The sequence below is a fragment of the Flavobacterium psychraquaticum genome (assembly GCF_034497725.1).
In the GTDB taxonomy this organism is placed as follows: Bacteria; Bacteroidota; Bacteroidia; order Flavobacteriales; family Flavobacteriaceae; genus Flavobacterium; species Flavobacterium psychraquaticum.
Map to the genome: position 1 here is coordinate 22,126 of NZ_JAXKVR010000026.1, position 15,280 is coordinate 37,405.

General features: G+C 32.7%; 14 protein-coding genes. 2 read left to right on the forward strand and 12 right to left on the reverse strand.

The window, feature by feature from the left end; translation table 11 throughout:
- Positions 1 to 6 precede the first annotated feature (6 nt).
- Positions 7 to 516 carry a DinB family protein gene (locus tag T1L09_RS05175; RefSeq protein WP_322549887.1) on the forward strand — a complete coding sequence of 170 codons (510 nt, stop codon included), beginning with the start codon at positions 7 to 9 and terminating at the stop codon, positions 514 to 516.
- 39 nt (positions 517 to 555) lie between these two features.
- On the opposite strand, the gene T1L09_RS05180 is transcribed toward T1L09_RS05175, so the two are convergent.
- The 4 genes from T1L09_RS05180 to aroB all read right to left on the reverse strand — a co-directional run bounded on the left by T1L09_RS05180 (position 556) and on the right by aroB (position 4,760).
- The gene (locus T1L09_RS05180) at positions 556 to 912 is read right to left on the reverse strand and encodes a DNA primase (protein WP_322549888.1); all 357 of its coding nucleotides are present in this window, start codon (positions 910 to 912) and stop codon (positions 556 to 558) included.
- A gap of 88 nt (positions 913 to 1,000) precedes the next feature.
- Positions 1,001 to 1,975: a deoxyhypusine synthase family protein gene (locus T1L09_RS05185; protein ID WP_322549889.1), complete on the reverse strand. Its 975-nt coding sequence runs from the start codon at positions 1,973 to 1,975 to the stop codon at positions 1,001 to 1,003.
- Between the two features lie 11 nt (positions 1,976 to 1,986).
- A complete protein-coding gene (locus T1L09_RS05190; protein WP_322549890.1) occupies positions 1,987 to 3,396 on the reverse strand; it encodes a type III PLP-dependent enzyme domain-containing protein in 1,410 nt (469 codons plus the stop codon).
- A 296-nt stretch (positions 3,397 to 3,692) separates the two neighbouring features.
- On the reverse strand, positions 3,693 to 4,760 hold the full coding sequence (gene aroB, locus T1L09_RS05195) for a 3-dehydroquinate synthase (protein WP_322549891.1): 1,068 nt from the start codon (positions 4,758 to 4,760) through the stop codon (positions 3,693 to 3,695).
- 93 nt (positions 4,761 to 4,853) lie between these two features.
- Here aroB and T1L09_RS05200 point away from each other — a divergent pair, with 93 nt between their 5' ends.
- The gene (locus T1L09_RS05200; RefSeq protein WP_322549892.1) at positions 4,854 to 6,020 is read left to right on the forward strand and encodes a proline dehydrogenase family protein; all 1,167 of its coding nucleotides are present in this window, start codon (positions 4,854 to 4,856) and stop codon (positions 6,018 to 6,020) included.
- Positions 6,021 to 6,087: 67 nt separating this feature from the next.
- Here the strand turns inward: T1L09_RS05200 and trpA are convergent, their stop codons facing one another.
- The 8 genes from trpA to T1L09_RS05240 all read right to left on the reverse strand — a co-directional run bounded on the left by trpA (position 6,088) and on the right by T1L09_RS05240 (position 15,225).
- Positions 6,088 to 6,852, reverse strand: a complete 765-nt coding sequence (gene trpA, locus T1L09_RS05205; RefSeq protein ID WP_322549893.1) for a tryptophan synthase subunit alpha — start codon at positions 6,850 to 6,852, stop codon at positions 6,088 to 6,090.
- A gap of 3 nt (positions 6,853 to 6,855) precedes the next feature.
- The gene (trpB, locus tag T1L09_RS05210) at positions 6,856 to 8,049 is read right to left on the reverse strand and encodes a tryptophan synthase subunit beta (RefSeq protein ID WP_322549894.1); all 1,194 of its coding nucleotides are present in this window, start codon (positions 8,047 to 8,049) and stop codon (positions 6,856 to 6,858) included.
- The gene (locus tag T1L09_RS05215) at positions 8,039 to 8,674 is read right to left on the reverse strand and encodes a phosphoribosylanthranilate isomerase (protein WP_322549895.1); all 636 of its coding nucleotides are present in this window, start codon (positions 8,672 to 8,674) and stop codon (positions 8,039 to 8,041) included. Before T1L09_RS05215 ends, trpB begins: the two co-directional genes overlap by 11 nt.
- On the reverse strand, positions 8,671 to 9,456 hold the full coding sequence (gene trpC, locus T1L09_RS05220) for an indole-3-glycerol phosphate synthase TrpC (protein ID WP_322549896.1): 786 nt from the start codon (positions 9,454 to 9,456) through the stop codon (positions 8,671 to 8,673). Before trpC ends, T1L09_RS05215 begins: the two co-directional genes overlap by 4 nt.
- 11 nt (positions 9,457 to 9,467) lie before the next feature.
- Positions 9,468 to 10,460 carry an anthranilate phosphoribosyltransferase gene (gene trpD / locus T1L09_RS05225; RefSeq protein WP_322549897.1) on the reverse strand — a complete coding sequence of 331 codons (993 nt, stop codon included), beginning with the start codon at positions 10,458 to 10,460 and terminating at the stop codon, positions 9,468 to 9,470.
- A gap of 92 nt (positions 10,461 to 10,552) precedes the next feature.
- The gene (locus T1L09_RS05230; protein ID WP_322549898.1) at positions 10,553 to 11,116 is read right to left on the reverse strand and encodes an anthranilate synthase component II; all 564 of its coding nucleotides are present in this window, start codon (positions 11,114 to 11,116) and stop codon (positions 10,553 to 10,555) included.
- Positions 11,117 to 11,213: 97 nt separating this feature from the next.
- Entirely contained in the window at positions 11,214 to 12,614 is a 1,401-nt protein-coding gene (locus T1L09_RS05235; RefSeq protein ID WP_322549899.1) for an anthranilate synthase component I family protein, read from the reverse strand.
- 208 nt (positions 12,615 to 12,822) lie between these two features.
- On the reverse strand, positions 12,823 to 15,225 hold the full coding sequence (locus T1L09_RS05240; RefSeq protein ID WP_322549900.1) for an alpha-ketoacid dehydrogenase subunit alpha/beta: 2,403 nt from the start codon (positions 15,223 to 15,225) through the stop codon (positions 12,823 to 12,825).
- Positions 15,226 to 15,280: the final 55 nt, after the last annotated feature.

Genomic DNA, 15,280 nt, shown 5'->3' on the forward strand with positions numbered 1-15,280 from the left:
TCAAATATGAAAAACTTATTACCGAATGAAGTTGCTCCATATTACGCAGCTTATATTGATTTAGTTCCAGATCAAAATATTGTAAAAGGTTTAAAAAAGCAAAAAGAAGAATTATTACATTTTTTTAAGGCAATTCCAGTTTTTAAACATGAGCTTGCCTACGCTGCCGATAAATGGACGATTAAAGATGTGTTGTTACATTTGATCGACACAGAAAGAATTTTTGCTTACCGAACGCTAAGAATAGCGAGAAACGACAAAACGGAATTGCCGGGCTTTGACGAAAATAATTATGCAAGAGCGGCAAAAGCAAATGATAGAGAATATGAAAGTTTACTTCAGGAATATTCTTCGGTTAGAGAAGCTACAATAAATTTATTTGAGAACTTCGATGCGTCTACTTTATTAAATATGGGAACAGCCTATAATAACAGCTTTTCAGTTAGATCTTTGGGGTTTATAATACTTGGGCATGAATTGCATCATAAAAATATAATAATTGAGCGCTATTTATAAAAAAAAAAAGGGAATTCGACTGAATTCCCTTTTTTATGTCTAATCTTCTTCATCTAAATCATCAGGATCGTCTGAGTCATCCTCTTCATCATTTTCTTCTTCCTCTTCATCATCTTCGATATCAAGTTCTTTTAAACCAGGAATTTTGTCCACGATTACTTCTTCTTCAATGATATCATCTTCGTCGTAATTTTCGATTCTATCAGCTAATTTTGTACTAACTTTTACTAAGTAAATAGTATCATCAGTTCGAACTTCAACAGCTTCAATTGTTTCGTTCTTAGCATTTTTAAATCGGATGATATCTGAATCATCATAACTGTCTGGAAATTTCTCAACTAGTAAGGCTAAGATTTCATTTGTTAATTTAGCGTAATCAACAATAACTCTTTTCATTGGGTGGAATTTTATTCTTGTATTTTGGTCAAAAGTAATATCCTTAATTTATATTTTCAAGGAAATTTGAGTTTTTTTTCTAAAAATTTTACCAGCCTAAAATATATGCAAACATTAAAGGTGCAACTATCGTAGCGTCAGACTCTACAATGAATTTAGGTGTGTTGATATCTAATTTACCCCAAGTGATTTTCTCGTTGGGAACTGCTCCAGAGTATGAACCATAGCTAGTTGTTGAATCAGAAATCTGACAAAAGTAACTCCAAAAAGGCACATTTTCCACTTCTAAGTCTTGATCTAACATCGGAACAACGCAAATAGGGAAGTCTCCTGCAATTCCTCCACCAATTTGGAAGAAACCAATTCCTTTCCCTGCGCAATTTTTTGGATACCAATCTGCCAACCACATCATATATTCAATGCCACTTTTCATGGTAGTTGGTTTGAATTCTCCTTTTATGCAATAAGAAGCAAAAATATTTCCCATTGTACTATCTTCCCAACCTGGAACAACAATTGGTAAATTCTTTTCGGCTGCTGCAATCATCCATGAATTTTTCGGATCGATTTCGTAATATTGTTCTAAAACTCCAGAATTAAGCATTTGGTACATGAATTCGTGCGGAAAATAACGCTCTCCTTTAGAATCTGCATTGTTCCAAATGTCAAATAAATGTTGTTGTAATCTCCTAAAAGCCTCTTCCTCAGGAATACAAGTATCAGTTACACGATTAAAGTGATTGTCTAATAATTCTCTTTCCTCTGCAGGTGTTAAATCTCTATAATGTGGAATTCTTTTATACGAATTATGAGCAACTAAGTTCATAATGTCTTCTTCAAGATTAGCTCCTGTACAAGATATAATGTGTACTTTGTCTTGGCGAATCATTTCGGCTAAAGATTTACCTAATTCAGCTGTACTCATTGCACCTGCTAAAGTAATCATCATTTTTCCGTTATCTAATAAATGCTCTTCATATCCTTTTGCTGCATCCACTAAAGCTGCAGAGTTAAAATGAAGATAATGTTCTTCAATAAACTGACTAACTGGTCCTTTACTCATTATGTTTAATTTTATTGTTCTTTAATTTTGTTGTAACCTAAAATTGCTAAGACATCTTCTGCTTTTTGTTGTTCTGAGAAAACTTCTGTTGCAATAATACCATTTTTATCTTTATCAATCAAAATATGTTTTGGTTGTGGTAAAATACAATGGCTCAAACCTCCAAACCCACCAATGGTTTCTTGGTAAGCTCCGGTATTAAAAAATCCAATATATAATGGTTTTTCTTTGTTATACTTTGGTAAATATACCGCATTCATGTGTTGTTCCGAGTTGTAATAATCATCACCGTCACAAGTTAATCCTCCTAAAAGCACCCGCTCATAAGTTTCATTCCAACGGTTAATTGCTAACATAACAAAACGCTTGTTGATAGCCCAAGTATCTGGAAGTGTTGTAATGAATGAAGAATCAATCATGTTCCAATTTTCTCGATCATTTTGTTTCTTTTGATATAAAATTTGATACAAAGCTCCACCAGCTTCACCTACAGTAAACGATCCAAATTCTGTAAAAATATGAGGAACCGGAATTTCCGCATCATCACAAGCTATTTTAATTTGATTTAAAATTTCATCGACCATATATTGGTAATCATAGTCAAAAGCTAATGAATTTTTAATAGGGAAGCCACCGCCAATGTTCAAACTGTCTAATGAAGCACATTCTTTTTTCAAAGCAATATATACTTTTAAACATTTTAAAAGTTCATTCCAATAATAAGCCGTGTCTCTAATTCCTGCGTTGATAAAAAAGTGTAACATTTTTAGTTCTACTTTTTTATTTTCTTGAATTTGTTTTCTGTAAAAAGGAACAATGTCTTTATATCCAATACCTAAACGAGAAGTATAGAACTCAAATTTAGGTTCTTCTTCAGCTGCAATACGAATACCGATTTTAAATTTACCATCAATTTGTTCTTGTAACAAATCTAATTCTTCGTAATTATCTATTACTGGTATTGTGTTTTTGTGTCCGTTGTTAATTAAACGAGCAATATTTGTAACATATTGCGCGCGCTTAAAACCGTTACAAATCACAAAGGTGTTTTTATTTATTTTTCCTTCTGCCATTAAATTTTCAACAATGTCAATGTCAAAAGCAGAAGAAGTTTCAATATGAATATTGTTTTTTAAAGCTTCATTTAAAATGAATTCAAAATGCGAACTTTTGGTGCAATAACAATAGAAATACTTAGCATCATAGCCGTGTTTTTCCATTGCATTTCTAAACCACATCTTTGCTCTGTTGATATTCTGAGATATTTTTGGTAGATAGGTGAATTTTAATGGCGTACCATATTGTTCAACTAATTTCATCATATCAATTCCGTGAAATTGAAGTTCATCTTTGTTTAATGTAAATTCTTCTTGCGGAAAATAAAAAGTTTGATTGATTAAATCGTAGTATTTAGTGTTCATTTTGAAAAGTAGTAATTAATAATTAAAAAATTGAAATATTGTAGAAATAAATACAATTTTCAAACTCTAAGATTTGCATATCTAATCGGTAGTTTACCACTAAACATCTTTGATAGCTGGAATAAATCATTAATCTGTGCTGAAAAAATAGAAAAAACAAAAAAACCACTGATAAAATTGTTTCCACCTTTATCCTTAAAGAATTTATTGCGATTTGTTTTATTTTTATGTTCTTTCATTAGTGCAAAGTTAAAAAAATAAAATAGCAAATAAAGTAAACTTGATGCAAAAATAAATTAATGTACATAATCTTCAAACGCCTTGTATATCAAAGTGTTATCAGCTTCTTGATTAATTTTTATTTGACCAATTCCATCCAATAAGGCAAATTGTACTTTTCCGAACTCATTTTTCTTATCATAAATTAATAAATCAATGATATTTGCAATTTCTGACTGCGTAAAATCTACACGTTCAAAAATGTCGCTGATAATGTACTTAATTTCTTGGTATTCTTCAGAAGATAAAAGCCCTTTTTCCTGCGAAATATAGCTTTCTAAGATCATACCGATTGCGATTGCTTCGCCGTGTAGAAGGTTAGTTTTAGTTTCATCTTCCAAGAAATAACTTTCAATAGCGTGCCCTAAAGTATGGCCAAAATTCAATGATTTTCGAATTCCTTGTTCGGTTAGATCTTCAGAAACAATAGTGTTTTTTATTTGAATAGATTGATGAATTAACTGATTTAAATCGTCTGTATCTAAATCTTTTAGATTTTTAAATTTATCCCAATAGCGTTTATCGAAAATCAATCCGTGCTTCAACATTTCTGCTAAACCAGAACGCATTTCGTTTTGAGGTAATGTTTCTAAAAACTTAGTATCAACAACTACAGCTTTTGGTTCACGAATTATCCCAATTTGATTTTTTAAATTACCTAAATCAACACCGTTTTTCCCACCAATTGAAGCATCAACCATCGCTAATAAAGTAGTAGGAATATTTATAAAATCTATACCTCGTTTAAAAGTACAAGCCACAAATCCTCCTAAATCTGAAACTACTCCACCACCTAAATTTAAGATCATACTTTTTCGGTCGGCACCCAAATCAGACAGCGCTCCCCAAACTTCTGAACAAGTAGTAATGTTTTTGTTAATTTCTCCAGCTTCTAGCTCAATAATTTCAATTGCAACTTCAGTAGCTAAATTCTTTAATAAGTGTGGCAAACAATGTTCTGATGTGTTTTCATCAACAATAATAAACAATTTAGAATAATGTGTAGGAACAAGGATTGAAGCCAGTTTTTCATATCCAGTTGCATCAAAATAAACACTGTAATTCGTTGCGACAATAGTTTGCATAATAAAGCTAAATTTTAAGTGCAAAATAAGGTCTTTTTTATGTAATTTCACAAAAACTGCTGTATATTTGTGTCACTTTTTATTAAAAACACAATGGATAAAATATTTAACAATACAGAAATCGCTTTTTCCCTAAAAAGTGATACCGAATTAGAAAGAGCTTCTTTTTTATTCAAACTTATTGCCAGCCAACCTCTTGTTAAAATAGGAACTGCAGTTACGAATTTTGCTTTGAAAGCACATTTACCTGTAGAAGGATTGATTCGTTCGACTGTTTTTGATCATTTTTGTGGTGGAATTAACGAAAATGATTGTTTGCGAGTTGTTGATAATATGTTCACCAAAGGCGTTTCGTCTGTTTTAGATTATTCGGTTGAAGGAAAAGAAGAAGATGCTCAGTTTGATGCAGCTTTAGCGATGACTTTAAAAACAATTGAATTTGCGAAAGAACGTGAAGCTATTCCGTTTGCCGTTTTCAAACCTACCGGATTTGGTCGTACGGATTTATACATTAAAGTAGGCGAAAAAGCGACATTAACGCCAGCAGAACAAGAAGATTGGAATAGAGTAGTGGCGCGTTTTGATTTGGCTTGTAAAACTGCTTTTGAAAAAGATGTTTTATTATTAATTGATGCAGAAGAAAGTTGGATGCAAGACGCGGCAGATGCAATTGTAACCAATATGATGCAAAAATATAATAAAGAAAAAGCTATTGTTTTCAATACTTTACAACTATATCGTTGGGATCGATTGGATTATTTGAAAGAATTACATAAACAAGCAAACACAGAAGGTTTTTTTATTGGAATGAAACTTGTTCGTGGTGCTTATTTAGAAAAAGAAAACGAAAAAGCAGCAGAAAAAGGTGTGAAATCACCAATTTGTGTCACTAAGGAAGCAACAGATATCAATTATGATGCAACTGTTTTATATATGATTGAAAATCTAGATAGAATGTCCATTTTTGCAGGAACTCATAATGAAGAAAGTTCATACAAATTAATGGAATTAATGAATCAAAGAGGAATTGCTAAAGATGATAAACGTATCTTTTTTGGCCAATTGCTGGGAATGAGTGATAATATTAGTTTCAATTTAGCAGCTAATGGTTATAATGTTGCAAAATATTTGCCATTTGGACCGGTAAGAGATGTTATGCCATACTTAATTAGAAGAGCTGAGGAAAATACATCTGTAGCTGGACAAACTAGTAGAGAGTTGACGTTAATTAAGAAAGAGAAAGAACGAAGAAAATTGTAGTCATTCAAAAACAATAAATTCCCACTATGATATTTTTTATAGTGGGAATTTTTTATAATTGCATTTTTTATTTCAAGATTTTCTTTACAAAATCTCCTATTTTAGCAATTGAATTTTCTTTTAAAAAAGTAATAAAAGCACTACCGATAATCGCTCCAATTTGATATTTTGTAGCTTCTAAAAAGGTTTGATTGTCTTTAATTCCAAAACCCACAATTTGTGGATTTTTCAACTTTAAATCAGAAATTCGTTTGAAATAATGCATTTGTTCTGAACCAAACCCAGACTGACTTCCTGTAACCGCTGCCGAACTCACCATATAAATAAAACTATCCGAAATTTCATCTATTTGTTGAATGCGTTCATTAGTAGTTTGTGGTGTAATTAAGAAAATATTTTTTAAGCTATATTTTTCGAAAATAGCTTTGTATTCAGTTTCGTAAACGTGTAAAGGTAAATCAGGAATAATTAATCCATCAATTCCAACTGCCGCACATTTCTGGCAAAATTTTTCGATTCCAAATTGCATCATCGGATTAAAATAACCCATAATTAATAAAGGAATTTTTACGTTTTCACGAATGTTTGCCAATTTCTCAAATAGGAGTGAAGTGGTCATTCCGTTTTCAATTGCCTTAGTAGAACTTTCTTGAATTGTTGGTCCATCGGCTAAAGGATCTGAAAAAGGTAAACCAATCTCAATCATATCTACACCGTTTTTTTCTAATTCTTTAATGATCGAAACCGTATCGTTTAAATTTGGAAATCCTGCTGTAAAATAAATCGAAAGCAGTTTTTTATCTTTTTGTAATGTTTTATTTATTCTGTTCATTTTCTACTTATTTAAATTAAAATAATCGATATAAGTATTCAAATCTTTATCGCCTCTTCCTGATAAGTTGATCACCAGAATATCAGTTGGTTTGAAGCGCTTCTGATCCAAAACTGCAAAAGCGTGAGCCGTTTCAATTGCCGGTATTATGCCTTCCATTTTAGAGAGTGCCAAACCCGATTGCATCGCGTCAGCATCTGTAATTGATATAAATTCCGCTCTTTTTGTATCGTGAAGATGAGCGTGAAGCGGTCCAACACCTGGATAATCTAATCCAGCCGAAATAGAATAAGGTTCAGTTATTTGTCCGTCTTCCGTTTGCATTAACAATGTTTTGCTTCCGTGAATAATTCCGATTTTTCCTAAAACTGAAGTTGCTGCACTTTCTCCCGAATTTACTCCGTGACCCGCTGCTTCAACCGCAATTAATTTAACTGATTCTTCGTCTAAAAATTCGTAAAAAGCTCCAGCTGCATTGCTACCACCACCAACACAAGCAATTACGTAATCCGGATTTTCTTTGCCTTCTTGTGCTAATAATTGGGTTTTAATTTCTTTTGAAATCACACTTTGAAAGCGGGCAACCATATCTGGATAAGGATGTGGACCAACCACAGAACCAATAATATAAAAAGTGTCAACCGGATTATTAATCCAATCTCTAATTGCTTCATTTGTAGCATCTTTTAAGGTTTTTGAACCCGAAGTAGCTGGAATAACTTCTGCACCAAGCATTTTCATTCTTGCTACATTTGGCGCTTGACGTTTAATGTCCACTTCACCCATATAAACAATACATTCTAAGCCCATTAAAGCACAAACAGTTGCTGTTGCAACTCCGTGTTGACCTGCACCAGTTTCCGCAATAATTCTAGTTTTACCTAGTTTTTTAGCTACTAAAATTTGACCAATAGTGTTGTTGATTTTATGAGCTCCAGTATGACACAAATCTTCACGTTTCAAATAGATTTTTGTATTGTATTTTTCAGATAAACGTTTGGCAAAATAAAGTGGCGTTGGTCTTCCTACATATTTTTTTAATAATTCGTCAAATTCTGCTTTAAAACTTGGTTCTGAAGTAATATCGAGGTAATTATTCTTTAATTCTTCTACATTTGGGTATAACATTTCAGGAATAAAAGCACCTCCAAACTGTCCATAAAACCCATTTTCGTCTACATTATAGTTAGTTTTCATAAAGTGATTTTTTAAATTTTCTTAATTTATTTTCGTTTTTGTAGCCCGATTTTAATTCAAATCGACTATTAACATCTATTGCAATACAATTTTTTCCGGCTGTAGTTTCTAAAAATATTTTTATGGCATCGAGCTCAGTAGTGCCAATACCGCCACTTAAAAAATAGGGGGTTTGAAAGTAATAATTATCTAAAATTTTCCAATCAAATGTAATACCGTTGCCGCCAGGAAGTCTTCCTTTGGTATCAAATAAAAAATAATCTACACAACTACTATATTGTTTTAACACGTTAAAATTAAAATCATTACTGATAGAAAAAGCTTTAATTACTTCAACATTTTGTTCTTTTAACTTAGCACAAAATGCTGCCGTTTCATTACCGTGTAACTGAATCACATTTAAATCAAACTGATTTTTTCTAGCAGTAATTTCGTTCATAGAGGAATCAACGAAAACACCTACTTTTTTAATTTTAGAATCGAAATGAGGTAGTTCTTCCAAATCAAATCGTCGTTTCGAATTTTCCCAGAAAATAAAACCTAAATAGTCTGGTTGAAGTTCCGCAATAGCTTGGATATTTTTGGAATATTTCATCCCACAAATTTTAAATTGTAATGATTTCATTGGATTATTTTTTTGATGAAATTAAAAGCTGTTTTTCCTGGATTTTCGGTTTTCATAAAGTGTTCGCCCATTAAAAATCCCTGATAACCATATTGTTGCAATTCTTTTACGACTTCTACCGAACTAATACCACTTTCTGAAATTTTTACAAAATCGTCTGGAATTTTTGAAGCCAATTGTTTACTGTAATCTAAATTGACTTCAAATGTCTTTAAATTTCTATTGTTGACGCCAATCATATCCAAACTTGGTACTATCGATTTTTCTAATTCTTCTAAATTATGAACTTCTAGCAAGATTTCTAATCCTAAACTTTGTCCAAATTCAGATAAATTCTTAATTTCTTCACGAGTTAGAACGGAAGCAATTAATAAAATCACATCGGCTCCGTGGGCTTTTGCTTCTAAAATTTGGTATTCGTCTACAATAAATTCTTTTCGTAATAATGGAATGTTCACAGTGGCTTTCGCCAGAAGTAAATCGTCCAAACTTCCGCCAAAATACTTTGCATCAGTTAAGACAGAAATACCACAAGCACCCGCATTTTGATACCCTAAAACTACATCTTCAACGGAGTGATTATTGTTAATAATATCCTTAGAAGGTGAACGACGTTTATGTTCTGCAATGATTCCGACCGGACTATTTTTTATTAATTTACTCATTGAATACGTTCGAGAATTGAATAGTACAGAAGCTTCCAATTGAGAAACTGGAATGATACTTTTCTTTAGTTCGACTTCTCTTCTTTTATAAATAATTATTTTGTCTAATATACTCATAGTTAATAGTATTAATTACTTAACTTAATTAATTGATTTAATGTTTTGAAAGCTCTTCCACTGGCTAAACTTTCCTGTGCTTTTGCAAGAGCATCATCATAATTCGAGTTTTCTACCGTTTGAATGGCAACGGCTGCATTAGCACAAACTACATTATTTTGTTCGGTTGAACCATTTCCAGAAATGACCGTGTGAAAAATTTTCGCTGATTCTTCAACAGTTGTTCCGCCTTTTATTTGTTCTAGTTTAATAGTTGGAAATTTAAAGTCGGAAGGTTTTAAAATCTGTTCGGTTGCGTTCGAAATAATTTTCACATCATCAGAAAGCGAGACCTCATCAAAACCATTCAAACCATATAAAATACTATAATTTGTTGAAGTGTTTTGGTATAAATACGCATACATTCGAGCTAATTCTAGGCTAAAAACACCAACCATTTGATTTTTTGGAAAAGACGGATTTACCATCGGACCCAACATATTGAAAAAAGTTTTCACGCCTAATTCTTTACGAATTGGTCCTACATTTTTCATAGCAGGATGAAAAAGAGGAGCGTGCAAAATGGCGATATTTGTTTGTTCAATGGATTTCTGAAGAAAATCGGCGTCATTAGTGAATTTTACACCCATTTTTTCCATAACATTACTCGAACCTGAAATGGATGAAACGCCGTAATTTCCGTGTTTCGCGACTTTAATTCCTGCTCCAGCGACTATAAATGAAGCTAAAGTTGAAATATTGAAAGTGTCTTTTCCATCGCCACCAGTTCCACATAAATCAATTGTGTTATAAGCTGAAAAATCAACGGGAATACACAATTCTAATAAGGCTTCTCTAAAACCGGCTAATTCTTCAATTGTAATGCTTCGCATCATATAAACGGTCATAAAAGACGCTATTTGACTCGCATTATAACTTCCCGAAGAAATATTAACTAATACTTCTTTAGCTTCGACTTTGGAAAGTATTTCGTGATTGATTAATCGATTTAATATATTTTTCATTGTTTTATTTTTAAAATTGGACATAAATTGGGCTATACTTCATTCGTTTTTTAGGAATAAAGTAAATTATTCAGCTAATATGTTGTTGAATATTAGTGGCTAAGCCAATTTTCTAAGATTTTTTTCCCGAAAGGAGTTAAGACGCTTTCTGGATGATATTGTACACCACGAACATCGAAACGAGCGTGTTTCATTGACATAATTTGTCCGTTTGCATCGGTTGAAGTTATTATCAGATCTTCGGGTAAATTTTCATTGGAAACGACCCAAGAATGGTAACGTCCCACTTCAATTTCATCAGGTAAATCGTTGAAAATGAAATCGTCTTCGGTTTTTGAAACTTTTGTAGCAACTCCGTGATAGACTTTTTCTAAATTGGTCAATTGTCCACCGAATACTTCGCCAATAGCTTGTAAACCCAAACAAACTCCAAAGATACTTTTGGTTGAAGCGAATTTTTTAATCACATCTTTTAATAATCCTGCTTCGTTTGGAACGCCCGGACCAGGAGAAAGTAATATTTTATCGTACTTTTCTAATTCACTCAATTCGAATTCATCGTTTCTGAAAACGGTTACTTCCGCATTCAAATCTTCTAAATAATGCACCAAATTGTAGGTGAAACTATCGTAATTATCTATAACTGCTACTTTCATTTTTTTCAATTTCAATGTCAATTTCAATTTCAAAAATCAATTTTGACGGTTATTTTTTTTTAATTGTTATTGCAATTGAGTTTTGCAATTGATATTGTTAAATTGTTTCTGCTAAATCTAATGCTTTTTGCAATGCACCAAGTTTATTATAGACTTCTTGCATTTCGTTTTCTTCCGAAGAACTTTCCACAATTCCGGCTCCAGCTTGAAAATATAAAGAATGATTTTTACTCAAAAAGCTTCGAATCATAATGGCGTGGTTGAAATTTCCTTCAAAATCTAAAACTCCGATGGCACCACCGTAGAAACTTCTGTTGGTTTTTTCAATTTGCTCTATCAATTGCATCGCTTTTACTTTCGGAGCTCCTGATAAAGTTCCTGCTGGAAAAGTTTTGGCTACTAATTCCATAAAAGTATGGTTTTCTTTTAATTTACCAGTTACTTTTGAGACCAGATGAATTACGTGTGAGAAAAATTGAACTTGCTTGTATTGTTCCACTTTTACTTCGCTACAACTTCTGCTTAGGTCGTTTCGAGCCAAATCGACTAACATAACGTGTTCGCTATTTTCCTTTTCGTCTTGCACTAATTTCTTAGCTAATTCCGCATCTTGTTCGTCATTTCCTGTTCGTTTGAAAGTTCCTGCGATAGGATGAATTTCGGCGATATTATTTTTAATCACCAATTGTGCTTCGGGTGAAGACCCAAATATTTTAAAATTCCCATAATCGAAATAAAATAAGTAGGGTGAAGGATTGATACTTCGTAAAGCACGATAAACATTGAATTCATCACCTTTAAATTCTTGAGAAAATCTTCGGGATAAAACCAATTGGAACACATCACCTAAATGACAATGTTTTTTTGCTTTCGTAACATAATCTTTAAATTCATTGTCCGTTAAATTTGAAGTTGGATTTCCAGTTTTCTGAAACGAAAAAGAAGCGAAGTTTTTAGCTTGAAGCAATTGTTCAATTTCTAAAACATTACTTTTTCCGTCTGAATTGTGGCAAAAGATATAGGCTTCGTTTTTGAAATGATTTATAGCAATTACATTTTGGTAAACGGCATAATAAATTTCGGGAATTTCATTCTCTTTTGATTTTTTCGCAATCGAAAGTTTTTCAAAATACTGAATCGCATCGTAAGCGATATAACCAAATAAACCTTGTGAAATAAACTTAAAATCAGATTTTTCTGTAATGAATTGGTTCGAAAATTTTTCAATTTCTTTGACAACATTTATTTTAGCATCAATTGGAGTAATTTCCGAAAATCCATCGGGAAAATTAGTTTCAATTGCATTATTTTCGACTTTAATCGAAGCAATCGGATTGAAACAGATGTAAGAAAAACTGTTATCATTCGCGTGATAATCCGAACTTTCTAACAAAATACTATTCGGAAATTTATCGCGAATTTTTAAATAAACACTTACTGGAGTAATGGTGTCGGAAAGAATTTGTTTGTAATGTGTATGTAATTGATACGTTTTCATTTGATTTTTTGATTTTAGGCAATAAAAAAAGGCTTGTCGTGAATGACAAGCCTTTTATATGTATTTTGTTTTTAAAATATACAATAGAGGATTCGCTCACGAAGTTCGACGTAAGTAATTCCACCACCAAGTATTGTTTAAAATTGTTTTCATTTTTCTAATTCTATTGTGCAAATGTAACGAATAGTTTTTTTACTTTCCAAATATTTTAATATAAACTTGGAAATTTTATTGGATTTGCTTCATTCATAATGGCATATACTTTCTCAAAAATATCCTCTGTTGAAGGTTTAGAGAAGTAATCGCCATCTGTTCCATACGCTGGTCGGTGTGCTTTTGCAGCTAACGTTTGAGGTGCGCTATCTAAGTATTTATAAGCCGATTGATTTTCTACAATTTCTTGCAAAATATAAGCAGAAGCGCCACCAGGAACATCTTCGTCAATTACTAATAAACGATTGGTTTTTGCTACCGATTTTACAATATCGTGATTCACGTCAAAAGGCAATAACGATTGAATATCAATGATTTCAGCGCTAATTCCAACAGCTTCTAATTCATTTGCAGCTTGTTCCACCAAACGCAACGTTGAACCATAAGAAACCAAAGTAATATCCGAACCTTGTTTGATGGTTTCAACCACACCAATAGGCGTTTTAAATTCTCCTAAATTGGTTGGCATTTTTTCTTTCAAACGGTAACCATTCAAACATTCTACTACTAATGCAGGTTCGTCAGTGGCTAATAATGTATTATAAAAACCAGCTGCTTTAGTCATATTTCTAGGTACTAAAACGTGAATTCCTCTGATAGCGTTGATAATCATTCCCATTGGTGAACCCGAATGCCAAACACCTTCTAATCGGTGTCCACGCGTTCTAATAATTAGCGGTGCTTTTTGGCGCCCAGCCGTTCTGTATTGTAAAGTCGCTAAGTCATCACTCATAATTTGGATTGCATACAACAAATAATCTAAATACTGAATTTCAGCAATTGGGCGTAAGCCTCTCATTGCCATTCCAATACCTTGACCTAAAATAGTAGCTTCACGAATTCCGACATCGGAAACACGTAATTCGCCATATTTTTCTTGCATTCCTTCTAAACCTTGGTTCACATCACCGATAGTTCCTGCATCTTCGCCAAAAATTAAAGTTTCTGGATATTTTGCAAAAATTGCGTCGAAGTTATCTCTTAAGACTAAACGAGCATCTACATCTTCTGCAGCATTATCGAATGTTGGTAAAACTTCTTTCGTATGAAAAATTGTTTTATCAGATTCAGAAAATAAGTTCGAGCTGAATTTTGGTTGAATTTTCGCGGTATAATTTTCAATCCAAGTAGCTAAAGAAGCACGAGAACTTTCTTTTACAATCATTCGCAATACTTTTCGCGCTGCGACTAACAGATCCTTGCGAATTGGCTCTTTAATCGATGCAATTTCGTTCGCAATTTTCTCAATAAACACTTTATTATCACTTTGTGATGCAATTGTATTTAATAAACTAACTATTTCTTGTTGTTCTGCTTTAACTGGAGCCGTAAAGTTTGTCCAAGCGGCTTTTTTGCCATCTAAAACGTCTTTTTTAGCTTGATTATCGATTGCGTCTAATTCTTCTTGCGTTGCAAAATTATTTTCAAGCAACCAATTGTTCATTTTTGTTAAACAATCAAATTCTACTTCCCAAGCTAGTCTTTCTGCATTTTTATAACGCTCGTGACTTCCTGAAGTTGAGTGACCTTGTGGCTGTGTTAATTCTTGAACGTGAATTAAAACAGGAACGTGTTCTTCTCTTGCAATTTGAGATGCTTTTTGATACGTATCAACCAAAGCTGGGTAATCCCAACCTTTAACTCTTAAGATTTCGTATCCTTTATTATCTTCATCACGTTGAAACCCTCTTAAGATTTCAGAAATATTTTCTTTGGTCGTTTGATGACGTGCGTGAACCGAAATTCCGTATTCGTCATCCCAAACGCTCATTACCATTGGTACTTGTAAAACACCAGAGGCATTGATTGTTTCGAAAAATAAACCTTCTGAAGTTGATGCATTTCCGATGGTTCCCCAAGCGACTTCATTTCCTTTTTCAGAAAAATTAGTTTGGTCGATTCCGGCAACATTTCTATATATTTTCGAAGCTTGAGCCAATCCTAACAAACGAGGCATTTGCCCAGCAGTAGGAGAGATGTCTGCACTTGAATTTTTTTGTTGTGTTAAGTTTTTCCAATTTCCATTTTCGTCTAACGAATGCGTTGCAAAGTGACCACCCATTTGACGACCAGCACTCATTGGATCAAAATTAATATCGGTATGACCATATAAACCAGCAAAAAATTGTTCGATGTTCATAGCGCCAATTGCCATCATAAAGGTTTGGTCACGGTAATATCCTGAACGGAAATCACCATTTTGAAACGCTTTTGCTAAAGCCAATTGCGGTACTTCTTTACCATCGCCAAAAATCCCGAATTTTGCTTTTCCAGTTAGTACTTCTTTTCTTCCTAATAAGCTACATTCTCTACTGATTCTTGCAATTTTATAATCGTTAATAACTTCTTTTTTGAAATCTTCAAAAGATACTACTTCCGATGTGGCTACATTTTTCATAAACTAGATATAAAATTGATAATTCCACAAATTTAATTAAAAGGAATTAGAAAAC